The organism is Pectobacterium jejuense, from assembly GCF_026800125.1.
GTDB classification, from domain to species: domain Bacteria; phylum Pseudomonadota; class Gammaproteobacteria; order Enterobacterales; family Enterobacteriaceae; genus Pectobacterium; species Pectobacterium jejuense.
In genome coordinates, this window is record NZ_JAPQKX010000018.1 from 17,070 (window position 1) to 43,146 (window position 26,077).

The 26,077-nt window shown below is 55.3% G+C and carries 17 protein-coding genes and 2 pseudogenes; 17 read left to right on the forward strand and 2 right to left on the reverse strand.

The annotated features are described in order from the left end of the window. The first annotated feature begins 1 nt into the window (after position 1). From NXT09_RS21520 to NXT09_RS21585, 14 genes are all read left to right on the forward strand, one after another. A complete protein-coding gene (locus NXT09_RS21520; protein ID WP_268581116.1) occupies positions 2-1,540 on the forward strand; it encodes a sigma-54 interaction domain-containing protein in 1,539 nt (512 codons plus the stop codon). Beyond that, positions 1,540-2,100 carry a type VI secretion system-associated protein VasI gene (gene vasI, locus NXT09_RS21525; RefSeq protein WP_268581117.1) on the forward strand — a complete coding sequence of 187 codons (561 nt, stop codon included), beginning with the start codon at positions 1,540-1,542 and terminating at the stop codon, positions 2,098-2,100. Before NXT09_RS21520 ends, vasI begins: the two co-directional genes overlap by 1 nt. Before the next feature lie 11 nt (positions 2,101-2,111). Further along, positions 2,112-3,536: a type VI secretion system protein TssA gene (gene tssA, locus NXT09_RS21530; RefSeq protein WP_268581118.1), complete on the forward strand. Its 1,425-nt coding sequence runs from the start codon at positions 2,112-2,114 to the stop codon at positions 3,534-3,536. A 24-nt stretch (positions 3,537-3,560) separates the two neighbouring features. Next, positions 3,561-7,058 carry a type VI secretion system membrane subunit TssM gene (gene tssM, locus NXT09_RS21535; protein WP_249716604.1) on the forward strand — a complete coding sequence of 1,166 codons (3,498 nt, stop codon included), beginning with the start codon at positions 3,561-3,563 and terminating at the stop codon, positions 7,056-7,058. A 49-nt stretch (positions 7,059-7,107) separates the two neighbouring features. Beyond that, entirely contained in the window at positions 7,108-8,544 is a 1,437-nt protein-coding gene (locus tag NXT09_RS21540; protein WP_268581119.1) for a VasL domain-containing protein, read from the forward strand. Between the two features lie 28 nt (positions 8,545-8,572). Further along, a complete protein-coding gene (locus NXT09_RS21545; protein ID WP_240585764.1) occupies positions 8,573-9,928 on the forward strand; it encodes a tetratricopeptide repeat protein in 1,356 nt (451 codons plus the stop codon). A gap of 552 nt (positions 9,929-10,480) precedes the next feature. Further along, positions 10,481-10,999, forward strand: coding sequence for an Hcp family type VI secretion system effector (locus NXT09_RS21550; protein ID WP_039317969.1), 519 nt, complete (start codon positions 10,481-10,483; stop codon positions 10,997-10,999). 196 nt (positions 11,000-11,195) lie between these two features. Beyond that, entirely contained in the window at positions 11,196-13,232 is a 2,037-nt protein-coding gene (locus tag NXT09_RS21555) for a type VI secretion system Vgr family protein (RefSeq protein ID WP_268581120.1), read from the forward strand. Between the two features lie 9 nt (positions 13,233-13,241). Continuing rightward, positions 13,242-14,612, forward strand: a complete 1,371-nt coding sequence (locus tag NXT09_RS21560) for a Tle-like phospholipase domain-containing protein (RefSeq protein ID WP_201964078.1) — start codon at positions 13,242-13,244, stop codon at positions 14,610-14,612. Between the two features lie 80 nt (positions 14,613-14,692). Continuing rightward, complete coding sequence (locus NXT09_RS21565) at positions 14,693-15,391, forward strand: ankyrin repeat domain-containing protein (protein WP_224073815.1); 699 nt, start codon at positions 14,693-14,695, stop codon at positions 15,389-15,391. A gap of 158 nt (positions 15,392-15,549) precedes the next feature. Next, on the forward strand, positions 15,550-16,506 hold the full coding sequence (locus tag NXT09_RS21570) for a DUF4123 domain-containing protein (protein WP_268581121.1): 957 nt from the start codon (positions 15,550-15,552) through the stop codon (positions 16,504-16,506). Then, positions 16,503-17,420 (forward strand): DUF4123 domain-containing protein, encoded by a 918-nt coding sequence (locus NXT09_RS21575; protein ID WP_268581122.1) that lies wholly within the window; start codon positions 16,503-16,505, stop codon positions 17,418-17,420. Before NXT09_RS21570 ends, NXT09_RS21575 begins: the two co-directional genes overlap by 4 nt. Before the next feature lie 20 nt (positions 17,421-17,440). Further along, a complete protein-coding gene (locus NXT09_RS21580; RefSeq protein ID WP_268581123.1) occupies positions 17,441-22,558 on the forward strand; it encodes an RHS repeat-associated core domain-containing protein in 5,118 nt (1,705 codons plus the stop codon). Positions 22,559-22,566: 8 nt separating this feature from the next. Then, positions 22,567-22,938 (forward strand): hypothetical protein, encoded by a 372-nt coding sequence (locus NXT09_RS21585; RefSeq protein ID WP_268581124.1) that lies wholly within the window; start codon positions 22,567-22,569, stop codon positions 22,936-22,938. Between the two features lie 59 nt (positions 22,939-22,997). On the opposite strand, the pseudogene NXT09_RS22540 reads toward NXT09_RS21585, so the two are convergent. Next, a pseudogene (locus NXT09_RS22540) lies at positions 22,998-23,153 on the reverse strand (SymE family type I addiction module toxin). A 26-nt stretch (positions 23,154-23,179) separates the two neighbouring features. On the opposite strand from NXT09_RS22540, the pseudogene NXT09_RS21595 reads away from it, so the two are divergent. The 3 genes and pseudogenes from NXT09_RS21595 to NXT09_RS21600 all read left to right on the forward strand — a co-directional run. After that, a pseudogene (locus tag NXT09_RS21595) lies at positions 23,180-24,985 on the forward strand (RHS repeat-associated core domain-containing protein); the annotation flags it as partial. A 114-nt stretch (positions 24,986-25,099) separates the two neighbouring features. Continuing rightward, positions 25,100-25,426, forward strand: a complete 327-nt coding sequence (locus tag NXT09_RS22625) for a ribonuclease domain-containing protein (RefSeq protein WP_502929069.1) — start codon at positions 25,100-25,102, stop codon at positions 25,424-25,426. 1 nt (position 25,427) lies between these two features. Continuing rightward, positions 25,428-25,718: a barstar family protein gene (locus tag NXT09_RS21600; RefSeq protein ID WP_268581125.1), complete on the forward strand. Its 291-nt coding sequence runs from the start codon at positions 25,428-25,430 to the stop codon at positions 25,716-25,718. An 87-nt stretch (positions 25,719-25,805) separates the two neighbouring features. Here the strand turns inward: NXT09_RS21600 and NXT09_RS21605 are convergent, their stop codons facing one another. Next, positions 25,806-25,961 (reverse strand): SymE family type I addiction module toxin, encoded by a 156-nt coding sequence (locus NXT09_RS21605; RefSeq protein WP_370690986.1) that lies wholly within the window; start codon positions 25,959-25,961, stop codon positions 25,806-25,808. Positions 25,962-26,077: the final 116 nt, after the last annotated feature.

The window sequence follows — 26,077 nt, forward strand, 5'->3', positions numbered from 1 at the left end:
TATGCAACGAGCCCTCGAACTGACGCTTGCACTGACCCAACAGCATGATGAGGCCGGTCTGTGCGACTGGCTGCTGGAGACGATGCAGGCCGCCTGGCAGCCTCAAGGGATGTTACTGGGTATGGTGGATGTCAGCGGCAGGCAACTGACCTGTCAGGGGCGAGTGCATGAAACGCCGGTGGCGCTGAGTCTGGGCGTGGATGACTTTAGCCACCCGCTGGCTTATGCGTTGCATAAGAATCAGGCGCGCACTTGGGATTCTCTCTATGGCGGTGCCCGCATTGAGCACCGTGAATTTCGGCAGATGCTGGTTTCTGTCGGAACTAACTGCGGGCTGCATGCGCTACCGCTGCTGTCGGAGAGCGGTAAACCGCTGGCGGTGCTGGCGCTGCTGGATACGCCGATGCGCCTGCAAACGCTGCATCAGCGCGGCGAGTGCGAACGGCTGGCGCAGGTGTTTTGCCGTCAGCTTATGCTGCTGCGTGAGCTGGCGCATACCCGACGGGAGCAGGTCGCGCTGAGAGATTCACTTCGCCAGATTAAGGATGAAGGGCAGAGCCGTCGCGAGCAGGAAACGCGGGTGGAAGCCACGCTGATTGGCCGATCTGTCGTCATTAAAGAGCTACATCAGCAGATTTATCAGGCGGCAAAGCACCGTCTTTCGGTGCTGATTCAGGGCGAAACCGGTTCAGGGAAGGATGTGGTGGCGCGCCTGCTGCATCAGTGTTCCGAGCGTGCCGACAAGCCTTTTATCGCTATCAACTGCGCGGCGATCCCGGAAAATCTGATTGAAAGCGAGCTGTTTGGCTATCAGAAAGGCGCGTTCTCCGGCGCACAGAGCAACAAGATTGGTCTGGTCGAGCAGGCCAACGGCGGAACCCTGTTTTTGGATGAAGTCGGCGATATGCCGCAGTCCATGCAGGCCAAACTGTTAAGGGTGCTGGAAACGCACAGCTTTCGTCCCCTCGGTGCGGAGAAAGAAGTGCATTCCGATTTCCGCCTGATTGCCGCGACCCATCAGCCGCTGGAACAGCAGGTGTCTGACGGCGTGTTTCGGCAGGATCTCTATCATCGCCTTTGCCAGTGCTTGTTGCAGGTCGCCCCGCTGCGCGAGCGGCCGGACGATATTCGTCTGCTGTGCGAGCACTTCATCGGTCAATTTGCAGACAAACAGCAAAAGCACGTTGGGCCATTGAACCGCGCTTTCCTGCGCCAGTTGGTGGCGTATGACTTTCCCGGCAATGTACGGGAACTGCGCAACCTGCTGGAAGTTGCCTGCGCGCATACGCCGGACGGTGAGGCGCTGTCTCTGGCATCGCTGCCGCCGGAGCTGCGTGAGCGGCTGACGAGCAGCCCGCCTGAAGAACAGGATCGCTATCAGCACATCCACGATTTGCGTATTGCCACACAGCTGTATGAAGCGGCTGTCATTGAGGCACGCCTGCGCCAGTTTCAGGGCAACCGCCTGCTGGTGGCCGATAGCCTCAATATTCCTAAACGCACTCTCGACCACAAATGCCAGAAGCTGGAGGTAAATTGATGTTTCTGACGATGGCACCCCTACTGTTGGCAACTGCCGCGACGCCCGATCCCGCCTGGCAGTCATTGTGGGAACAGTGCCGCAATGAGACGGCTTCAGAACTCCGACTGGCCTGTTATGACGCGCTGGGTCGTGAAGCGGAACGCAGCGGCACGCTGTCCCCACAACGTGATAACGCCGTGACGGGCGCAACGTTTCAACTGGGACGTGAAGCAGACAGCGGCGATATGACGCTCACCCGCGTGCTGGCCGATGGCAATACGCTGGTGATTAGCTGCGCCAGCAATATTACGCACCTGCGCTTAACACTCAGCGAACCCTGGAAAGGGGAGTCCGTCACGTCGCAGTTGGATGGCGTAACGGTGTCCGACAGCTGGTTTATCCGCAATCGCGGGCTGTTGCTGGAGTCGGGGCGCGGCCTGCCGGCGATTGATGCGTTAAAGCGCTGGATTGGGCATCGCGAACTGGTGCTTAACGGCGCGGACGGTCACGCGCTGCGTATCGAACTCGCCGGGCTGGGCGAAGCATTAGCGCCGCTGCGTCAGCAGTGTCACTGGTAAAGGAGGCGTTCATGCATGCACATCCCTGGTGTAAACGCCTGCAAACCTCGTTGCCGGATGAGATGTTGCGCGCGGCGGTATTGCCGGACGATCCGCTCTGGGAAAAGGTCGAGACAGAGCTGGTCAAGCTCGGGTCGCTGGCGCATAACCAGGTCGATCTTAACGTGGTGGCAGGCTACTGCCTGACCTTGCTGGAAAGCAAAACCAAAGACATGCGGGTACTGGTACAGCTATTGCGCTGCTTACAGCACCCGGCCAAAGCGACACCGTTTTCTACTGCGCTGATTCTGCTGGACAGTTGGCTGGAAAGTTACTGGGTGCCCGCGTGGCCTGCCAGTCCGGTTCAGAAACAGAAGTTGATGATCCAGATTGTTCGGCGTTTTGAGAGCGCGCTGCCCCGTATTGCAGAGAGTGCATCCAGCGCAGAGCTGGAGCAATTGCAGCAGTTAACGGAGAAGGTGGCGACCCGCTGGAGCGAGCTGGCGAGCGACAAAGCGGCGCTGATGGATGAACTGGTGCAGGGCGTTAAGCGAGCCAGACAGCGACAGCAGGCGCAGGAACAGGCGAATCAGACGGCAAAACCGACCCCGGCAGCGAGCGGCAGTGGAGGCGCAGGTGGAAGTGAAACCAGCGCCAGTGCGGCCTCGACACCCGTCAGTTCGGTGGAGATTAATTCATCCGACGAACGCGGCTGGCGGCAAACGCAACTGAACGTCGCGGCGCTGCTGGTTGAGCGTCATCCCGATTCACAGATTGGCTATCGTCTGCGCCGCCATGCTATCTGGTCCGGTATTGCCACACCGCCGATGTCGTCCAAAGGGAATAAAACCCAACTGGCTCCCGTCTCGTCAGACCGCGTGGATGAATACCAAAGTGCGCTGGCGCAGGCCGACTTGGCGCTATGGGAACGTATAGAACAAAGTCTGGTGCTAGCTCCTTACTGGTTTGATGGCCACATGCTGTCCGCTTCGGTGGCCTCACGGTTGGGGCATGCTTCTGTCGCGACGGCGATTGCTGAGGAGCTGTCTGCGTTTCTTCTGCGTGTGCCGGAGCTGCGTGAGCTGGCGTTCAGCGATGGGGCGCCCTTTTTGAGCGGGAAATGCAGCCAGTGGTTGCAGTCTAGCCAGCCCGTTCGCGGCGGCGGTGGGGCGCGGCAGGACGATCTGGCAACGGAGGCAGCGGCCTGTCGGGACGAGAAAGGCATTGGGGCGGCGATGCAGCTATTGGATGAGCGTATGCGTCGCCTGAAAGAGCCGCGTGACCGCTTTTATGCCGAGTTGGTACTGGCGGATTTACTCGCCGAAGAAGGGATGAAATCACTGGCAGCACAGCACTATCAGCACATGTGGCAGGAAAGCCAACAATTGGGCCTGATGCAATGGGAACCGGGAATGGTCAGCCGCGTGGAGCGGTTGGCGGCATCCCGCAAAAAATAAGACATTCGGAGTGAATGGTCACTTATGTTTAAAACAATCATAACCTTTCTACGCAAGCAGTTGCCTAAACTGAAACCCTCCTGGCTACTTTTGGGTGTGCTGCTGTGGGTCGTCGTGTTGGTTCTGGCCTGGTGGCTGGGGCCGCGTTTGACGGTGGGCGAGTCGCGTCCATTACAGGGAATTTGGGGCCGCGTGGTGTTCACGCTGGTTTGGCTGTGGCTGGCGTTCTCCTACAGCGCCTGGATGGTCTGGCGTCGTGTGCAGCAGATGCGGGCGGAGCGTCATGAACAGCAGGTGATTGAACAGGATCCCTTGCAGGTGTATGTCGACAGCCAGCAAACGTTTCTCGACCGCTGGCTGGAGGCGTTTCAGACCCAGTTGGGCAAAAGAGCGCTGTATGCGATGCCCTGGTATCTGACGATTGGTCTGGCTGGCAGCGGGAAAAGTAGCCTGATCCATCGTGCTAATCCGGCAAACAAAATGAATCCGAAGCTGGATGCGGAGCTGCGAGACGTGGCAGCAGGCCAGCAGGTGAGCAGTTGGGTCGGCGAATCCGCGGTGATTTGGGACCCAAGCGGGCAGCTACTTGCGCAGCCTGAGTTGGAAGGCGATTCGCTTGGACAGCGTCATGCCCGACTGTGGCAGCACCTGCTACAGTGGCTCAGTGAAAATCGTCGCCGCCAGCCGCTCAACGGTCTGGTACTCACGCTGGATATTTCTTGGCTGGCACAGGCTGGCGTCGCCGATCGCAAAGCCTACGCGCAGGTCATGCGTGCGCGTTTGCAGGAAATTTCCGTCAACATCAATACGCGCTTACCGGTATATATCGCGCTGACCCGGCTGGATATGCTGAGCGGCTTCGATAAGGTCTATCGCCAGTTGAACCGCGAGGCGCGTCAGGCCGTATTAGGGGTGACGTTTACGCCGCAGGCGAGCAACAGTAAAGGTTGGTTAGAAGAGCTTGAGCGCTTCTGGGACGAGTGGGTCACGCACCTGAATGACAACCTGCCGGATATGCTGCTGACGCAATCCGACAGAAGCGTGCGCAATTCGCTGTTCTCGTTTGTCCGCCAACTGGCTGGCGTGAAAGATTACGTGATGGAAGTGCTGACGGAAACGTTAGCGACGGGCGAAGATCGTGCGTTCCTGATCCGCGGCGTCTACGTTAGCTCGGTTTATCAACAAGGGGTGCCGTTCGATGCTTTTGCGCAGTCGGCTTCCCGACGCTATCAACTGCCAGAGCCGATTAACCCTGCGCTGCGCGGTGAATCGAATACGTTCTTTGTGCAGCGTCTTTTCCCTGACGTCATTTTCCCAGAGGCCAGTCTGGCGGGGGAAAACCGGCTGCATAGCCTCTATCGCCGTCGTCGGTTGAGTATCGGCGTGGGTTGCATGCTGCTCGCCAGTCTGGCGCTGATTGGCAGCTGGCACCATTTCTATCGGGTCAATGAAGAAGCCGGACGTAACGTACTGACGAAAGCGCAGGCCTTTATCGGCACTAATGAGCTGGAAGGCCAGCAGGGCTACGGCTATCAGCAGTTGCCGCGTCTGAATTTGATTCGCGATGCGACCTTATCCTTTGGCAATTACCACGAGCGCACGCCGCTGCTGGCCGATCTTGGCCTGTATCAGGGCGACAAGATTGGGCCTCATGTTGAAGGTACCTATCTGCAAATGCTGAATCAGCGCTTTCTCCCGGCGGTGATGCAAGGGCTGCTGGAAGATCTGAATCAGGCACCTGCCAATAGCGAGCAAAAGCTGACGATTCTGCGCGTGATGCGGATGCTGGATGATGCGTCAGGGCGCAATAAAACGCTGGTCGAACAGTTTATGGCGCAGCGTTGGCAGAAGGCATTTCCCGGACAGGGCAACGTGCAGGAACAGCTGATGCAGCATCTGGATTACGCCCTTGAGCACACCGATTGGCACAAGGCGCGTGAGCAGAAAGACGCGGTGGCGATCAGCACGTTTGCACCCTTTAGTCAGCCGATTACGCTGGCTCAGCAGGAACTGAGCAAGCTGCCGATGTATCAGCGCGTTTACCAGAGTCTGGTGATGAAGGCGACGCAGGTGCTGCCGCCAGATTTAGCGATTCGTGATGAAGTCGGCCCGACCTTTGATCCGGTGTTTTCTCTGCGTAATGACAAAGCGGGAAGCGTGCCTCGGCTGCTGACGTATCCCGGCTTTAGCGACTATTACCTCAAGCAGGACAAAGCGCTGTTAGAGCTGACGGCGCTGGACGCCTGGGTGCTGGGACAGCGCGAGCGTGCGCAGTTCAGCGAGGCCGATCGGCGGGAAATCCTGCGTCAGGTGAATGACCGCTACATTACGGATTACATCAACCAGTGGCAGAAAGTGTTGGCGAACATTGATGTGCAGACGCTCGATACACCGGAGCAGGCGCTCGACATTCTCACGGATATTACCGGCAACGATCAGCCCTTCCAGCGCGTGCTAACCACGGTCAGTGATAACACCCGTATCCGTAAGCTGTCCGATGATGATAACGACACCGCGCAGAGTATTAACACGCGTACCGGTCGTCCGTTTATGACCATCAATGCAGCGCTGAGCGGACGCGGTGAGCAGGGGCCGCTGGTGCAAGAGGTCAATCAGAAGCTGACGGATCTCTATCACTATCTCGATCAGATCGTTAACGCGACCGATCCAGGACAGGCGGCGTTGAAAGCGGTGCAGGCGCGGCAGGGGAATAAATTTGCCGATCCGGTGTTCGCCTTACAGCAATACGCCCGCAGTCTTCCCGCACCGCTGGATCGCTGGGTAGGGCAATTAGCCGGAGAGAGCGCCAGTCTGGTGACCGGGCTGGCGATGTCGTCGCTGAATCAGGAATGGCTGGATAAGGTCGTGACGCCATTCAATGAGAAGCTGGCGGATCGTTATCCCTTTGATCCGTCATCGAACAAAGATGTGCCGCTATCGGAAATGGAAATGTTCTTCATGACTGGCGGGACGCTGGACAACTTCTATCAGACCAACCTCAAGGCGATGATGGAAAGCGGCATGCTGGAAGAAGGCATGGCATCGCCTCTGCAAGCAGAGCTGGTGAAACAGCTTGAACGCGCGACCCGCATCCGCCAGACCCTGTTTAATGCGCAGGGCAGCCTGGAAGTGCATTTTGTTCTGGAACCGCTGGAACTGACGGCGAACAAACGCCGCAGCGTGCTGAATCTGGACGGACAGTTGCTGGAATACAGCCACGGTCGTCGCCAGAAAACGCCGCTGGTGTGGCCAAACAGTATGCGCGATGGTGCCGAAAGCAAGCTGACGCTGGTGCCGGACGATCGTGAGCGTTCACCGCGCAGCCTGAGCTTTAGCGGTCCGTGGGCGATGTTCCGGTTAATCAATAGCGATCAACTGACTCAGGTGAATGAGAACACCTTTGACGTGCGCTTCTCGCTGGAGAACGGGGCGATGACCTATCGCGTTTATACCGATGCCAGCCATAACCCGTTTGCCGGTGGTCTGTTCAGCCAGTTCACGCTGCCTGACTCGCTTTATTAACTTAACTCTCGGGAGCCTGCTCAGGCTCCCTATTGCTGGATGATGTGATATGCAAGATGCACAACAGGCCCTGAAAGTAGGCCGCGATCCACGGATGCTGCCGGAGTTTGACGCACTTCGGGCGGAAATTAACAAGTTGAGTCACGCGTCTCGTCCTGATGTGGATTGGATGCTGGTGCACGATATGGCCACCACCATCTTTGAAAAGCAGGGCGTGGATCTCCAGACCGCGATCTACTTTACGCTGGCGCGTTCACGGCTGGCGGGATTGACCGGTTTCACGGAAAGCTGTGAGTTTCTGGCGAATTTGATCGTGACGCAGTGGGATAACTTCTGGCCACCGGTTCATCAGGAACGAGCGCGTATCGAGATGCTGGACTGGTTTATTGCTCGCATCAGTGAAGTGGTGCGGCAGTACGCCATCAGTCATGAACACAAGCGGCTGGTTTACCGTTGCGAACGCGCGCTGCAATTGATGAGTGAAAAGCTGCACAACTCGGGGCTGAGCCGCATTCCTCGCGTCGAGAATCTGCTGCACTTCGTCGAAGGCTATACCCATTTGTTTGATGAAACCGAGATTGTCATTGTGTCGGACGATCAGGAACTGAAAAAGCAGGATATGCAGATTCCACCCATGGTGTTCTTTCATTCAGACATGGAACCCGGCGCGACGGTGCAAAGCAGTGGTTCATCGGGCTCGGGTCAGGCTGCTCTGCCTGCGGGCAGCATTCTCATTGGACGGGAGAAAGGGCAAATGAAACCGACGGTATTGAAAATTGAGGCGCATAAAAAGCAGAAGCCTGCCTGGTTCTGGTTTGTCTCCGGGCTGCTGACCTGCGCGCTGCCTGTTGCGGCCATTACAGGCTGGCAGTATTGGCAGGAACAGAAAGCCGATGCACTGGCGTTACTGCAACAGCCTGCGTACGCGTTGCCTGCCGCCCCCGATCAGAATGACATTCGTCGGGTGCGTATTGCGCTGGGCGAGCAGAAATTGCAAGGCATGGAAGGTGAGCTGATTAACCGCTATCAGGCACAGCTGGAACAGGTAAAAAATGCGTCGCCGTTCTACCTGTATCAATACGGCAACGGCTTGAAAAACGTGATGCAGCAGCTCTATCCCGACTCGCTGGCGGTGAAGGAGATGGAACGCCAGTGGCAGATTGCGCTTGAACGTCAGCAGGGCGATGAACCGAAAACACGCGGGTACGAACAGGCCCGTGCCAGAGTCAACGACACGTTGCAGCAACTGCTGGAACTGGAACGGCAGCGCCGGACGGTGACGATTTCCTACCTGAAATCAAAGCTCTACGATATGCAAAAAGACCTGATATCGGACGTTCCCTTTGGGATACGGCTGCGGGAGCTTGAGGCGCGTAAAACCAAGAGCCAGTCGCTGACGCCATCGGAGCTACGTGCGATGGAAGACGAACTGCGCTCCTTCAACGTTCGCTTGTACCGTTTGCAGCAGGGTAATTCTGCCAGCTGATTATCGTGAAGGGAAAAACGCTGAGCACATGATGAAATACAAAAAATTAGTGATAGTCCTGTCGGCCTGTTGGCTGGCGTCATGTCAGGCACCGGTCACGTCGCTGTCTGAAACAGAACTGGCGGCGTCAGCGAATCGGGGAAACGGCGAAGCGCAATATCAGTTGGCAAAGACGCTAGCCTCGCGCTCGCAGTACACCGAGGCGATGCAGTGGATGCAGAAGGCATCTGGCCTGTCTGAGCTGCCGGGCAATCAGGAAATGCGCGCTGCTGCCGCACTTCAGGTTGGTGACTGGTATCAGGCTGGGCTGGGCGCGCCCAAGAACAGCCCGTCTGCTCGCCAGTGGTGGACAACATCTTCACGTCTGGGAAATGGCGAAGCGGGGCATCGACTGGGCATGGACTGTCAGGTTCAGCATCAGGGAAAGCTGGTAGCGGCCTGCCTGAATGCTTTTGAATCCTCTGCGGCAAATGGCTATCCGCCCGCGCAACTGATCGTTGCCCAGTGGCACGCGACGCATGCGGGCGGCGAAAAAGAGGCTGTGTCGTGGCTGCTGAAAGCCGCTGAGCTCGGCAATCGGGATGCGCAGTATCAACTGGCGCAGCGCTACGAGCAGGGTAAAGGTGTGGTTATCCGTCGCGATCTGGCTGAGCGCTGGTATTTCCGTGCGGCGACGCTGGGTCAGGCACAGGCACAGCTGTGGATGGCGCGACACGAAGACGGCGAAAATGCGTTGAACTGGTATCAAAAATCCGCGTCATCAGGTGATGCTGAAGCACAGCTTTGGCTGGGCAAGGCATACCGCGAAGGTAAGCGCTTACCTTGGGATGAGCAAAAGGCGCGTTATTGGCTGGAGCGCGCCGCGTCTGGCGGATCGGGTGAGGCCGATTACTTGCTCAGCCAGATCCAGACAACCCATGAAAAGCGCGAACAGTATCTGGTTCAGGCTTCCTCTGCGGGCTATATCCGTGCGCAACGTGAACTGGGTGAGCGGTTATTTACAGCGGGCGAGTTCGCGCGTGCGCGTGAAGAATATGCCAAAGCAGCATCAGCCGGAGACACCGAATCCCAACTGGCCTATGGCGAGATGCTGCGTTTGGGGCAAGGTGGCAAAGAGGATTATGTTGAAGCGATGAAGCAGTACCGTCTGGCGGCGAATGACGGTAACCGCATGGCTCAGTACCGTATGGGCATGATGCGTCAGGACGGGCTGGGTGCCTCCCGCAATCGTATTCATGCTTATGCCTGGTATGCGATGGCAGCGACGGAGGGAATGAGCGAAGCCATTCATGCGCGTAACGATCTGGAAGCGACAATGCAGCCGGATGAAATCAAAGCCGGGCAGCGGTTGGCGATGCACTGGTCATCGGGGAAAACAGAGTAATCCGTGGTGGTGGCTCGCCGTGGAATAAGCCGGATTGTTGTTGAATAAAGAGTGGTAATAAACAGGCGGGTGTTGCGTGATAGCAGCACTCGCTTTTTTGTTTTTATGACTCTTTTCATTACTCTCTTCATTACGGGATGTCCTGACTTTGCCGTTCCTATTTTTCATAAAAAACGTAAGTGACCGCTTACTCTTATTGTTATAAACATGAGCGATTTATCGCCAAATATAGTTTTTTGCTATTAATAAGCACGATTTCTATCGGTTATTTATTTCATTAATTCATCGCTAACTCAAACTTTCAGCATAACTGCGCATTCTGCGCAACTTATTGCTCACTTTCTGGTGTAAATCACTTTTTGCGCAATGTCTGCAAACGATTCGCGAGGTCTGCGCAACTTCTTGCTCAAATTTTACTTAGAGGGAGTTTGGGTTAGGTAAATTCCTTTATAAAACATAACGATAGGTTTTGGCATGTGAATTGCTATACAGACGGTGAAGTTACTCATTCTGTTCAATAACTCATTCCGTTCAACAACAAGGAGCAAGACTATGCCAACTCCATGCTATATCAGCATCGAAGGTAAAACTCAGGGCAACATCACCGCGGGTGCTTTCACGTCTGATTCTGTCGGCAACATCTATGTGGAAGGCCACGAAGACGAAATGCTGGTACAGGAATTCAAACATATCGTCACCGTACCAACTGACCCACAGTCTGGTCAGCCGTCTGGCCAACGTGTGCACAAGCCGTTCAAATTCACCGTCGCGCTGAACAAAGCCGTTCCGCTGATGTACAACTCTCTGGCATCCGGCGAAATGCTGCCGACCGTCACGCTGAAGTGGTACCGCACGTCGGTTGAAGGTAAGCAAGAGCACTTCTTCTCTACCGTACTGACCGATGCCACCATCGTTGACATCGACTGCAAAATGCCACACTGCCAAGACCCGTCAAAACTGGACTACACCCAGCTGATCGAAGTGTCACTGGCCTACCGCAAAATCGATTGGGAGCACACGGTTGCCGGGACTTCTGGTTCCGATGACTGGCGTGCACCGGTCGAAGCGTAATTCCTACCGAGCCCGGGCTTGTCCCGGGTTTTCTGCGTTTTTCTCAACGTGATGCTTTATCAACATGAACTGTGGCGTGAGCAGACTCAGACCACAGCTCAGGTTTTTATTTTAATCAGGATAGCGACGTGCCGCTCCGGGAAAACCCGAGGCGTGCGGTAGCCATGGCAACGGCGAAGGAAGAAGGAGAGGACGGGTGGCAAACAGTACAGGATTACAGTTCACCGTAAAGGTCGGTGCCCTGGAAGCAGGCACTTTCGCGGTGGTGGATTTCAGGCTGGATGAAGGGCTGAACCGGCCTTTCAGCCTGTCGCTGAGTCTGGCGAGCGCGTTGCCGGATGTTGACTTCGGCGCGGTGCTGGACCAGCCGTGCGAGCTGATGATTTGGTATGAAGGCGAACTGAAACGTCGCGTCAGCGGGATTGTCAGTGGCTTCACGCAGGGTGACACCGGATTCCGCCGCACGCGCTATCAGGTGGAAGTCCGTCCTGCCCTGTGGCGGCTGGGATTACGCACCAACGCCCGTATCTTTCAGGCGCAAAAGCCGGAGGCGATTATCGGGGCGCTGCTGGAAGAGGCGGGCATCACCGACTACGCCTTTGCGCTGCGTAACGAGCACGCAGTGCGCGAATATTGCGTGCAGTATCGGGAAAGCGATTTAGCCTTTATCACCCGGCTGGCCGCTGAGGAGGGAATGTATTTCTTCCACGAATACGAAGAGGGTAAACACCGGGTGGTGTTTGCCGACGATGCGGGCGCACTGACCAAAGGCCCTGAGCTGTTCTTCAATCTGGCGACGCAGGGGCTGAGTGAGGGCGAATATGTCCGGCGCTTCCACTACGCGGAGCGGGTGAGTACGGCCGAAGTCGAGCTGAAAGACTACAGTTTCAAAACGCCGGCTTACGGGCTATTGCACAAGAAAATGAGCGGTGAGTTGGAGCATCAGCGCGAAAGCTATCAGCATTACGACTATCCAGGTCGCTATAAGCAAGACCCGAGCGGCAAGGCGTTCAGTGGTTACCGGCTGGATGCACTACGTTCAGGGGCGGTGACGAGCGAAGGGGAATCCAACTGCGCGGGGCTGATGCCGGGCAACACCTTCACCCTGACGGAGCACCCGAATGCGGCGCTGAACGCGGTGTGGCAGACGGTGAGCGTGACGCACGTCGGGCAGCAGCCGCAGGCGCTGGAAGAGGAAAGCGGCGGCGAACCGACGACCATGAGCAACAGTTTTGCCGTGGTGAAAGGCACGACGACATGGCGTGCCGCGATGCCATACAAACCGATGGTGGACGGTCCGCAAATCGCTACCGTCGTCGGCCCGACGGGGGAAGAAATCTACTGCGACCAGTATGGTCGGGTAAAACTGCAATTCCCGTGGGATCGCTACGGTGCGAGCAATGACCAGAGCTCCTGCTGGGTACGTGTTAGTCAGGGCTGGGCAGGCGGCCAGTACGGCATGATTGCCATCCCGCGTATCGGCCATGAAGTGATCGTCAGCTTCCTTGAAGGCGATCCGGATCAGCCGATTGTGACCGGGCGTACTTTCCACGCGACCAACCCGACGCCGTACGTTTTACCGGCACATAAAACGCGCACGACGCTGCGTACCGATACCCATAAAGGTAGTGGCTTCAATGAACTGCGTTTTGAGGATGAGGCGACGCGTGAACAAATTTATTACCACGCTCAGAAAGATATGGATGGTGTTATCAACAACATCCAGCGACAGAGCGTAGGGCGCGATCAGCACCTCAGCGTGGATCAGGATCAGTTCCAACGGGTTACGCGTCACCGCCATCGAACGATAGGCAAGGATGATTTTGAAAACATCGGTCAGGACCATCATCAGGAAATTGGCCGGAGTTTTATTCAGAAGATTGGTGCTTCGTTTAAACGTTTCATCGGCGGGGGAGAGATTACCCGTATCGAAGGGAGTCGTCAGACCACGATGTCTGGCTCTGAAGAGACGCTGATCGGTGCGCACCAGCGTGTTCTGGTGAATACGGACAGCTACCTGAAAGCTGCGGATATCGTGCTGGAAGCGGGGCAAGCTCTGACCATCAAAGCGCCTGGTGGCTTCATCAAGATTGATAGCGCAGGCGTCACGATTTCCGGGACGATTGTGAAGATCAACGATGGCGGTGCGGCTGGCGTAGGGACTGCGCCAGTATCAATTACGCCAGAAGACCCGACGAAGCCTACGCTGCCCGATGCGCCAGACAGACGTTAAGGAGGAACTATGCCAGGTGCTGCACGTTTAGGTGACAGCTGCGCGGGGCACGGCTGTTTCCCCGCCACCCCGATTATTGAAGGCAGCGGTGATGTCATTATCAATGGTAAACCGGCCGCCCGTAAAAGCGATGCGGTTTTACTCCACGCTTGCCCCTGCCCGAATGTGCCCCACGGCGTGCACAATCGTGCGATATCCGCGGGCTCCGGTACAGTCATCATCAATGGGAAGCTGGCGGCGCGTATCGGTGATGCGATCGGCTGCGGCGGCTCGGTTGCTGCTGGCAGCGGGAACGTCATCATTGGCGATTCGCCCTATCAATCCCCGGTGAAACCGTGCGCTGAGCAATCGGCAAAAAGCCGTGCGCCTCTGCTGGCATTGACGCCAATGCTGTTACCGACGTTAATGGAATGGGCGTCGGTCGCCGAGCTGCCCATTCTTGATGACCTGCTCTCCGTTGCCCAGCGTAAAGATCGCTATCTGGCGCGTGCCAAGTTGGCGACTGAGGCGGCGACGCTGCCGGGATTAGCCGATGCGGCAAAGCGGCTGGCGTTTAACAACGATAGTATCTTACGTGCCGAAGCGGCTCAGTATGTTTATTCGGTCGATGAATTCCGACGAGGCGTGCTGGATAAACTGCCTAAGGCGCCAGTTGGGCTGGATATTCTGGATACGAGTAAGCTTCCTGGCCTGACAGACAATGATTTTATGGACAAGAAAACAGGGTTTGGTTCTGCTCTGTTCAAATCAGCAATTAATGGCGAAACGATGTTGACCTACCGGGGCACCAATAATGCGGTGACAGGCGTTAAAGACTGGTTGACTAACGCTGGGCAAGGTATGGGGTTGGAGACAGATCAATACAATCAGGCCATGTATTTGGCAAAGCGGGTAAAAAACGTTCTTTCTCCGCCACCTGTCATCGTGGGGCATTCATTAGGTGGTGGTTTGGCATCGGCTGGGGTTGGCGTAACGGGGTTACCCGGCTATACATTTAATGCTGCGGGTTTGCATAACAATACCGTGTCGCGTGCAGGTGGTGCCGATTTGGCGAAAACGGCCTCGCTGATAACGACGCAGGCTGTCGATGGTGAGGTATTAACCATGGCACAAACCTATGGCAAGGCTTTGATTCCTGGTTTGCTATCCGGTGCGGGCGCATTGATTGGCGGAGCCGCCGGTGCGGCGCTTGGGGGTATCATTGGTGTAGCAAAACTGTTGGAAGGGGGCCTGCCGAAAGCAAGCGGTGATATGATGGCACTTCCCGCAGTCGGCGGCTCGCCGATTGCTCGCCACGGTATGGATCAGGTGATTGCGGGTATTGAAAGCCAGAAAAAGGAAGATATCGGGAAGATAACCAATACATTCAGGGGAATATAATGCAATGGTTGGCACGTATAAAATGGGTAGGCGTCATTATTCTGGGGTTATTAACCGCTTGTCAGGCAGGAGGACACAGTATGCGGGCGAGTGAACTGTTTGAGCCGCCCGTGGTGGCGGTACTGGAAAGTATTCAAAAAGGTGACGAGTCAGCAGCTCGTCATCAGCTGTCGCAGGGCGTTAACCTGAATATTCATGGAAAAGAAGGCATCACGCCACTGCTGTGGCTGATTTATGAAACGAAGGATAAAAAGGCTGTCACGCTGGCGCTTAAACTGGGTGTCGATCCGAACTATAAAGACGGCTTTGGCGATAGCGCCGTCAATTCCGTGGCGGGCGCGAAAGACCCTGACTGGCTGCGTATTATTCTGGATGCGGGAGGCGACCCGAATGCGATTGGGCGTCGTGGCCAGCCAGCAATATTTAGTGCTATTGGTGAGGAGCGCTGGGCCGATATCAAATTACTCGTAGAGCGGGGCGCTGATTTGAACCTCGTTGATGGTTCCAAAGTAAACAGCGCCCACTATGCTGCTTATCTAAATAAATATGAAGTTGCATATTGGCTGATAGAACACGGCGCAGATAGTAATATTTATGATGATACAGGTAGTAATCTCGCTTTTACCGTGGATGACAGCTTATCCATTATGTCTCCTAAATCGCCTCACTACCCTTGGGCATTAAAGGTAAAACAGCTGTTACTGGATCGCGGCGTTAAATTCCCACCGCTGTCACCTGCTGAAGTTCGGGATCGTTGGGAAAAAGGATTGCCAGTCTAGTTTTATTTTGACTCTCCGTTTTATTATTCATTTTGCGTTATAAAAATAAACGGCATGTCTCGACCCGATAATCTGCGTGATTATTGGGTCGTTGCTGCTGTGATGTATACACGCTCATCGTATTAAAAATTATCTCATTTATTTACAGGCAAATAACGATGATGGCAAACGGTTATACCCTGTTTGAAATCAGCCAGTTTAATGCGCCGTTGTTCGCTATTATCTCGCCGTTGAGTTATCCCAAATTACCTGAGTATTGGCAGGCTTTTCAACCTGCGGCGTCAGATATATGGCAACCGCTGCGTTTTGGCAAGGATGCCGAAAACTGGCAGATGTGGGCGCCTATTGTGGTGAAAATAGAAGAAGGAAAACCAGGAGAAACACTGCTGCACTGGCTGACGGAGACACAGCCGGATCGGCATAGTGGCGTAATTCTCATGCATGGTGAACTGACATTGCAGCAGGTGGCTGATTTTTGGCAGCAGCGCATTTCCTGTCTCTGGCCTGATGGCACTAAAGCGCTATTTCGTAGCTATGCACCAGACGTTTTATCTGCCTGGTGGTCCACTCTGGATCTTGCTGCTCAAACGGATTTTCTCGGCCCGCTGAATAATCTGTATTTGCCCATCGTGAATAGCGAACGTGGGGAATATCAGCTATTCGCACAACCGGATGTTAATAAAGAAAACAAGAGCGACATTAATCAAACGTACCACATTACTTTAACGCACTATCAATATTACCTTCTCGCTAATGATAATCGCCTGCACCGACTAGCGAATGAGCTATTTCTTTTTGTCAGTGCACAATGTGTTTTTCCTCTGGATATTGAAATAGTAAAAGCACGCTTTATTAGCGGTATTGCGTTAGCAGGGAACTATTATCCCAAAGCCAGCGAAGCGGAGTGTGAAGCCTGGTCCGCTCATCGCTGGGTGCTCGGCAGCGAATTCTATTTACACCCGATCTTTATTCATCTGACTGAACGTTATTCAATTGCTGACAGTATTCGGATTTTTAAATCTGAGCCTGAACGTATTGAGAGTGTACAGCTTAATTACCATCGCCCCGGTTGGATGCGGGGAGAGTTACCTGACATACCGGAGGTCACGCTGTGAGTGTATCGCAACCTTTCCTTGAACTGCTGCCGGAAGATGATGCCGTCTGGCAAACGCGTATTGCTCAGGGCGGCTGTTTTGTTATCGCCGAAGCGTCGATGAACGATGCCGTGCCGTGGCTGGCCGAACGCTGGGGGGGCAGCCTGGAACAGACGCGTTTGTACTGGGGAGAAGCGGGGCGCGTTCATGCCTCGGTATCGCCCTATTGCATCCCGCTTAATGTCGCCAACTGGTCGCAGGTGAAAGAACACATCATCACTCAACCGGGCTGGGGAATGGGGCTACAGCTGGAATGGTTTATGCAGGCTTATTCGCCGCTCGATCAACTGCTTGAGGTCACGAAACATCTGCGACAGTGGAGCCTGGTGACTTCACCTTCCGGGGAGAATGCCATCCTGCGCGTGGGTGACTGGCAGGTGGTGAATCAGCTGTTATCCGCCAGTTCCGCACAAGAAGCCTGTGCACTCTATGGCCCAATAGCCAGCTTCTGCGACATTTCCCCTGATGGCGCGGTACGTGCCTTAAATCTCACCGCCCGTGAACCGCACTCCATTCCAGACATCCTGCCGCGCCAGCTGAGTGACGAACAATGGCAAGCCATCATGGTGCCTTACGGACATCACAATCTGGCGCGCTATATGGAACATCTGCGTACTTACCATGCTGACTGGCAAAACGCGCCTGATGATGAACTACAGGCGTTTACCCATCAGCAGGCGGAACAGGCGAGGAACAGCGGCTTTAACAACGACCGGGATATCGTGCGCTGGCTAGCACTGGCGACAGAACTCTCGCCGGAATTCATGCATCAGCCCTGGGCAAAAAACATTCTGGTACAGCCTGAATACATTGGCACGCAAAGCTGTATGGATCGCCTGTATCAGGCAGCGATTGACCACCTGGACGAAGCATAAAATAAAAAGGACGTCATTTCATGAGTCAGAACAAGCAGGCAACGTTGCTTTCCAGCGAGGAAGCCGCGAGTCGGGGTTTTAGCACGGATAAAAAAATATCAGGAGGATGTGCCAAGTGTGGCTATGAAGTTCTGATTTATTACCATTACGACTCTGGTGAGCCGGTTCCCAATGCGCCATTTGTCCTCATCGACAGCAATAAAACGGAAATCCACGGGCAGACGGATGCCAATGGGCTCTGTTTTATTTATGACATGGGGGGAGGCACGTTTGAGTTGATGCTTGAGGAAGGTGAGGATGAGTTTACGCCGCAGGAAACCATCCAGAATAACCCCGTATTACAGTCAACTCCAGGTTATGCCGCACTAGCGGGCGAGTATTTCACGCTGTTCCTTCTCCTGCGTAAACAGGGGTTAGTGACGTATGACGCCGATGACAGCAGTGACCGACATATTGATGTTGATGGGGCGGGAATATTCACATCAATCCCCGATGAATACACAAAAGCTTATCGTCGTTTTTGGGAACTGGACAAAAAAATTAACCGCGGTAATCGCCAACTGAAGCAGGCCATCAACAAGATCCACCATAGCCTCGCGGCAGAAACGGCAGATGCTGGTGGTGATGATAACGCTGCGCTAATGATGTTCTGCGAGATAATTCTGGGTTGTATTCCTGTCGTGGGGCAAGCGCTGGACGTGTACTCCATTGGCGAGTGGTGCTGGCAAACCCATGAAGATCCTAAACTGATGAACGATCCGCTGCATGTGGCTGGTGGTGTTCTGTGTGTGATTGGGGTGATTCCTGGGTTGGGTGACGCCATTAAGGTGAGCGGGCGAGCGATTATTAAAGCGCTGAGAAATGCCTCCTCGCCTGCGGCTGTGCAGTTTGCTATCAAAACGATCCGCAGCCTGTCCAACGGTAATCTGGTTAAAGGCGTCACTGAACTGCGTGGTCTGCTGAAAGAATACGGACAGAAAGGCAAAGCGATGCTGGCGACAATGCAGCAGGCTTTGGTGACGGCAATGAAGGCCTCGGAAAAGGATGGCTGGATTGTTGCGCTGATGAAAGATCGGTTCAGCAAGATGCTCGACTATCTGGATCAGTTAGTTAAACGTTACGATGAGGCCATTACGACCCTCGAGAAAGAATTTGATAAGTTTATTCCTCTGATTGTGACACGGGTTTCCGGTAGCCCGCGGCCTAAAGGTTCCTTTGCGAAAAAGGCCGATGCTCCACAAAGCCATACAACTGCGGAAAGCAGGGCGGCCAGTCAATCCTCTGGTTCAAAGTCAGAGCCTGCCGATTCACCAACCGCAGCTAAACAAAGTGATGCCAAGCCTGATGGTGACAAAGGAAAAGACCATCGGCCTAAAAAGCAAGCCGCAGAAGAAAACACGCCACATAAATCAGAACCGTCAAAACCGACTGATGCCATTGAAGAAAAGCCCAAACCGAAAGAGCCCGTAAAGAAAAAAAGCGAAGCCCCTCCGGAAGAGGCGAACAGCATTAATGCGGGCAGCAATACTGAAAAGCCATCGGGTAAAAAGGGGGCTGAGCAGGATGCGAATAATCAGAATGGTGCTAACAAGGCTGATTCAAAAAATAACAAAGAAAAAGGCGACCCGGTCGACATGGCAACCGGTGCCGTGGTGGAGAAGCGAACCGATATTCAACTAACGGGGACGTTGCCGCTGTCACTGCAACGCTACTATCGCTCGACGGGAGAGCGGTACGCCGGTTTGTTGGGGAGGCTGTGGCGTACCAACTGGGATATCAGCCTGACGCTCAACAACGGGGTGGCAACGCTAACGGATGGCGAGTTCAATCAGGCGTTCTTCGTCCTGCCCAATGAGGGAGACGTCAGCCGTTCACCGTCCAACTTGCAATGGCGATTGACCCGCCAGCAGGGTGAACTCGTGCTTCATCATGTTGATGGCTTGCGCTACCGGTTTGAGCATGCGCTCGGGCTCCAACTTTGTCTGACGTCGATTGAAGATACAGCAGGCAGTCGAGTGACTTTCGAATGGATGCTGGGCGAACTGTGTTGGGTGGTGCTGTCGGACGGGCGTTTGATTCACATCACAACGGAGCGCCGAAGAATCACGGCACTTACGCTATGCACCCCGCAGCGTCAGCCGTTAAAAACGCTGGCGAGCTATACCTATGACAACCATGGGCATTTACTGAGCGTACGGGCGGATGAAGGGCACAACTTTGACTATCGCTACTCGCCGGAAGGCTGGCTGCTTCGCTGGTCGGATTTAGGTTCGACCTGGGTTGAGCACGACTACGATAAAAAAGGTCGCGCCATCCGGGACAGAACCTCGGAAGGCTACTGGCCGGGTCATTTTGAATACGACGATGACACCCTGACCAGCCATTACCACAGCGGGTTTGGCGGGGTATTCAGCTACGTACGCGACGAGCGCAACAATATTCTGCTTCAGCGCACGCCTGATGGTGGGGAGACTCGCTACGAATGGGCGGACAATCAACTGGTGGCGGAGACTGACCCGCTAGGTGGTCGCACGGCATATCAGCGCAATGACTGGGGGCAGGTGACCGAGGTTACCCTGCCTGACGGCGCGACGCACCAATACGCGTATGATGATAACGGGCAACTGCTGGCTTATATCGACCCGCTGGGCAGCGAATGGCATTACCAGCGTAATGCTGCCGGGCAGATTGTCGAGGTGAACGACCCGGAAGGGCGCGAGTGGCTGTATCGCTATGGTGAAACAGGGCAGCTGTCGACGGTGATAGGCCCGGACGGCGTGCTGCAGCGTTATCAGTATAACCGCCGTGGTTTGCTGAGCAGCCTTGAACGAGATAATGCACCGCCGGTAGCGTTCCGCTATGACGACCTTGACCGCCTGACGGAGCGACATATCGGGCATGAAGCGGGCGTGCAGGTGCGGCGCTGGGAGTATGACGGCGTGCGCGAGTCACCGTCGAAAGTGGTGTATGAAGACGGCAGCGAGACGCGGTTTGGTTACGATGTGGAAGGTAACCTGACGGCGGTGACGGATGCGCTGGGGCAGCGCTACCAGTTCCGCTACGGGGCGTTCGATAACCTGCTGGAGGCGACGGACCCACTGGGGGCGACGGTACGCTACCACTACAATGCGGAAGCGGAGTTCGCCGGGGTGACGAACAGTCAGGGGCGGGACTGGACGTACGGCTTTGACACCAGCGGACGGCTGAGCGAGGAGCGGCATTACGACGGGCGGGTGTACCGCTATCAGTATGATGTGGCAGACCGCCTGGTGCAGCGCACCGCGCCGGACGGGAGTTCACTGCATTACGGGCACGATGCGGCAGGGCGGATAACGCGCATCACGGCACAGAAAGCGGACGGAGAAACCGACGGTATTACCGAACTGGCGTATGACGTGGCCGGGCGGCTGACCAAAGCTGCCAGCCCGGATGCGGTGGTGGAATACGCCTATAACCGGGCGGGTCAGGTCACATCGGAAACGGTGAACGGCGAGGCGGTGCAGAGCGGTTACGACGCGGGCGGTCAGCGTGCGGTGGTGGAAGGGATTCTGGCGCCGCTGCAGCTGGCGTGGCAGTCGGGGCGGCTGTCGTCACTGGGTATTGGTTCACACCAGCCGCTGCAATTCAGCCACACGGCGGCGGGCGAAGAGCAGCGGCGCACTAACGGCAGCGGGTTTGCATTACGCCATGAGTGGAGCCCGACGGGGCTGCTGCAGCGTCAGGCGCTGGAGGGGGCGGATGGCCGAGTGAATGACGTGCTGGAGCGGCGCTACCAGTACGATGTGCTGGACCGTCTGACGGGCATCAGCGACAGTCACTGGGGCGAGCAGGCATTCCGGTTGAACGGGGCAGGCCAGGTGACGGCGGAGCGCCGTGATGAAGGACGGCGGCGTCAGGCGCGGCTGTTTGGTTACGACAGCGAACAGAACCTGTGCGAGGTGTCTCAGATAGCGCCGGGGCTGGGTGAGACGCTGAAGGTGCAGGACGCGGTGGTGCAGGCGTCGGCGCGCTACGATGCAGCGGGTCGGGTAGTCGAGCGGGGGCATACGCAGTACCGGTATGACGACTGCGGGCGTCTGGCGATGAAGCGGGAAACGCGGCCGGGGTTCAGGCCGAAGGAAACGTACTTTGACTGGGACGTGCAGGACCGGCTGGTACGGGTGAGTCTGCCGGACGGGGCGCGGTGGCGCTATCGTTACGATGCGTTTGGGCGCAGAATTAACAAGGTGCGTGAGGGACAACTCCCCTCAGCGCAGGCGGTAGCGCGGGTAGCCTACCGATGGGACGGTGACCAGCTGATAGGTCAGCAGCAGTACCGGGCAGACGGGTCGGCGGCGCGGGAAGTGCAGTGGGTGTACGAGCCGGGGAGTTTCCGGCCGCTGGCGCAGGTGGAGGCGCAGGGCGACAGCACGCAATTGCACTACATCGTGACCGACCTGACGGGGACCGCCAGAGAGCTGTGCAGCGAGGAAGGGGAAATTCGCTGGCGCGGGGAACAGGGGCTGTGGGGCACCCACCGTGAAGAGCGACGACCTATCCCACTACGACGCTACCTGGGAGACGCGGCAAATGAGGAAGTGTACTGCGAGCTGCGCTACCAGGGACAACTGTACGATGCGGAAACGGGGCTTTACTACAACCGACATCGTTACTATGATGCGGAGAGCGGGCAGTACCTATCGCCGGACCCGATAGGGCTGGGTGGGGGGATAAGGCCACAGGGGTATGTGCATAACCCACTGGAGTGGATCGATCCGCTGGGGTTGACGGAAAAAGAGGGCGGGGAGGATTATGAGTATTCTTTTGGCTCCCTTCGGCATTCTTTAAGAAGGCATTCTCCCCATGTTGGTCCTCCTCGGCAGGAACCTTATGCCTCAATGAAGCCAAAAAGACAGAAAGGGTCTTTGTTCCCATCAGAATGGGGAAATAGGGATATTGCAAGCGCAGCTAAAGAAGTTGCGAATAATCCTTTGAATAAAATAGCCTCTAATAGAGAAGGTTTTTTTGGAAACGTATTTGAAGGTACGGCAACGAGAAATGGTGTGACTCAAAAAATACGGGTTATTACTGATCATGCTGATCCTCATATCGGTGGAACAGGATCGGGAATTATTACTTCCAGTATTCCAATAAAATAGGATTCAGCATGAAATATATTACATGTCAGAATTGTTATTCTAGTTACGAATCAGAAGAAACACGTTGCCCAGACTGTAATACGTCACAGGGAAAAAAAGATGATGGGGTGATTTTTTTCACAGATGATGTTCGGAGTGAGATATCTCGGCTTGGTGGTATTGTTTATGACATCATTCCACTTTTATTTGAAAGATATATAATTCCATGTGAATGGGGAGTGATATTTTTTGATAATAAAAATCAGTTCTCGTGGAATTATCTTTGCGGGATAATTGACTCTGTAGAAGTGAATGAATATGTTGAAGTTATTCATGGTAATGATAAAGACTATCTATCTGTTGACAAAGGTAATCTAATTAAAAGAGAGACATTAAAATAAATAAAATCCGGAAGCGATCTCCCGATCCTTCCGGCTTTTTTTTATGATCTGGTCAGTCGCTACAAATTAATCTGCGTCTCAATAATAATCCTCCTCCGCTCTACCGTGACGGTGATGGGCATCCCGGTGATAAAGCCCGACTCTTCCAGTCAGCGGCCTTTAAGGTTGATGGCGGAGGGCGGGTTGGGCTTGCCGTTATGCGAAGCGTATCCCACGGTGTAGTAACGTTCTGTTCTGGTAGGTTTATTCTCAGGACGGCAGCGAGACGCGGTTTGGTTACGATGTGGAAGGTAACCTGACGGCGGTGACGGATGCGCTGGGGCAGCGCTACCAGTTCCGCTACGGGGCGTTCGATAACCTGCTGGAGGCGACGGACCCGCTGGGGGCGACGGTACGCTACCACTACAATGCGGAAGCGGAGTTCGCCGGGGTGACGAACAGTCAGGGGAGGGACTGGACGTACGGCTTTGACGCCAGCGGTTGGCTGAGTGAGGAGCGGCATTACGACGGGCGGGTGTACCGCTATCAGTATGATGTGGCAGACCGTCTGGTGCAGCGCACCGCGCCGGACGGGAGCGCACTGCATTACGGGCACGATGCGGCAGGGTGGATAACGCGCATCACCGCACAGAAAGCGGACGGGGAAACGGACGGCATTACCGAACTGGCGTATGACGTGGCCGGCCGGCTGACTAAAGCGGCCAGCCCGGATGCGGTGGTGGAATACGCCTATAACCGGGCAGGTCAGGTCACATCGGAAACGGTGAATGGCGAGGCAGTGCAGAGCGGTTACGACGCGGGCGGTCAGCGTGCGGTGGTGGAAGGGATTCTGGCGCCGCTGCAACTGGCGTGGCAGTCGGGTCGGCTGTCATCGCTGGGTATCGGTTCACACCAGCCGCTGCAGTTCAGTCACACGGCGGCGGGCGAAGAGCAGCGACGCAGTAACGGCAGCGGATTTGCATTACGCCACGAGTGGAGCCCGACAGGGCTGCTGCAGCGTCAGGCGCTGGAAGGGGCGGATGGCCGGGTGAATGACGTGCTGGAGCGATGCTACCAGTATGATGTGCTGGACCGTCTGACGGGTATCAGCGACAGCCACTGGGGCGAACAGGCGTTCCGGCTGAACGGGGCGGGCCAGGTGACGGCGGAGCGCCGTGATGAGGGACGGCGGCGTCAGGCGCGGCTGTTTGGTTACGACAGCGAACAGAACCTGTGCGAGGTGTCGCAGATAGCGCCGGGTCTGGGTGAAACGATGAAGGTGCAGGACGCGGTGGTGCAGGCGTCGGTGCGCTACGATGCAGCGGGCCGGGTAGTCGAGCGGGGCCATACGCAATACCGGTATGACGACTGCGGGCGTCTGGCGATGAAGCGGGAAACGCGGCCGGGGTTCAGGCCGAAGGAAACGTATTTCGACTGGGATGTGCAGGACCGTCTGATACGGGTGAGTTTGCCAGACGGGGCGCGGTGGCGCTATCGTTACGATGCGTTTGGTCGCCGGGTGAGCAAGGTGCGTGAGGGACAACTCCCGTCGGCGCAGGCGGTAGCGCGGGTAGCCTACCGATGGGACGGTGACCAGCTGATTGGTCAGCAGCAGTACCGGGCAGACGGGTCGGCGGCGCGGGAAGTGCAATGGGTGTATGAACCGGGAAGCTTCCGGCCGCTGGCACAGGTGGAGGCGCAGGGCGACAGCACGCAATTGCACTACATCGTGACCGACCTGACGGGAACGGCGAGAGAGCTGTGCAGCGAGGAGGGGGAAATCCACTGGCGCGGGGAACAGGGGCTGTGGGGCGCCCACCGCGAAGAGCGTCGGCCTATCCCGCTACGACGCTACCTGGGGGATGCGGCAAACGAGGAAGTGTACTGCGAGCTGCGCTACCAGGGACAGTTGTACGATGCGGAAACGGGGCTTTACTACAACCGCCATCGTTACTATGATGCGGATAGCGGACAGTATCTGTCGCCGGACCCGATAGGGTTAGGTGGAGGGATAAGGCCGCAGGGTTACGTTCACAATCCGCTGGAGTGGTGCGATCCCTTTGGTTTACAGTTTACTAATGCCTCCCTTTCTGGCGGAACACATGCGGGAAGTTCCGCACAAGGTGCTTTATTAAAACAATTTTATCAAACAGCAGAAAGCTCGAATGGCATAGTCGATAGTCTGAAAAGTACTGGGAAATTACCAAGTAACTATGTAACTAAAGCTCAGGCTGAAGCTGCGGGATGGTCGAGAGGTAAGGCATTAGGTAACTATGTTCCAGGAGGGCAAATTGGTGGTGATATATTTGAGAACTCAACTGGTATATTGCCAAAAGCTCCGGGTAGAGTGTGGTATGAAGCTGATGTCGGTTTGAATAATAGTATGTCAAGAGCTAAGCAACCTGGCACTAGAGTTTTATATTCTAATGATGGTTTAGTTTATGTTACCTCTAATCATTATGACTCTGCGGAAGAGTTAGGTCGCTGGAAAAAATGCAAAGGTCAATAATATGAAGCTTGTCATTCTGGATGGTGAGGAGCAAAAGACACCAACTGAGATTTATGATTATTTTTCAAAGGTGTTTGATTTTGGTCCTTATTTTGGAAAAAATGCGGATGCGTTATATGATTTTATGATTCCTATAGATAATGAAGATAAACCATTAATATTGGAATGGAAAAATAGCTCTTTTTTTAAGAGTAATTACCCTGAGGAGTTTGTAAGGCTATTGTCGGTTTTTAATAGAATAGATGAGTTCTCAGGATTTAATGAAAGTGTTTTTAAATTTAATCTTTCTTAATATTAACTGACTGGTTGGTATCTTAAATTAAGCCGGAAGCGATCACGCGATCCTTCCGGTTTTTTTATTTTATAGTCAGGTCAGCCGCTATAAATTAATCTCGGTCTCAATAATAATCCTGCCTCTTTCCACCGTAACGGTAACTGGCATCTTGGTGATAAATCCCGACTCTTCCAGCCTGCAGCTTTTAAGGCTGATAGTCGAGGGCGGTTTGGGCTTGCCGTTGTGTGGTGCGTATCCCACGGTGTAGTAACGTTCTGTTTTGGTGGGTTTATTCTCACTAGGACGGCAGCGAGACGCGGTTTGGTTACGATGTGGAAGGTAACCTGACGGCGGTGACGGATGCGCTGGGGCAGCGC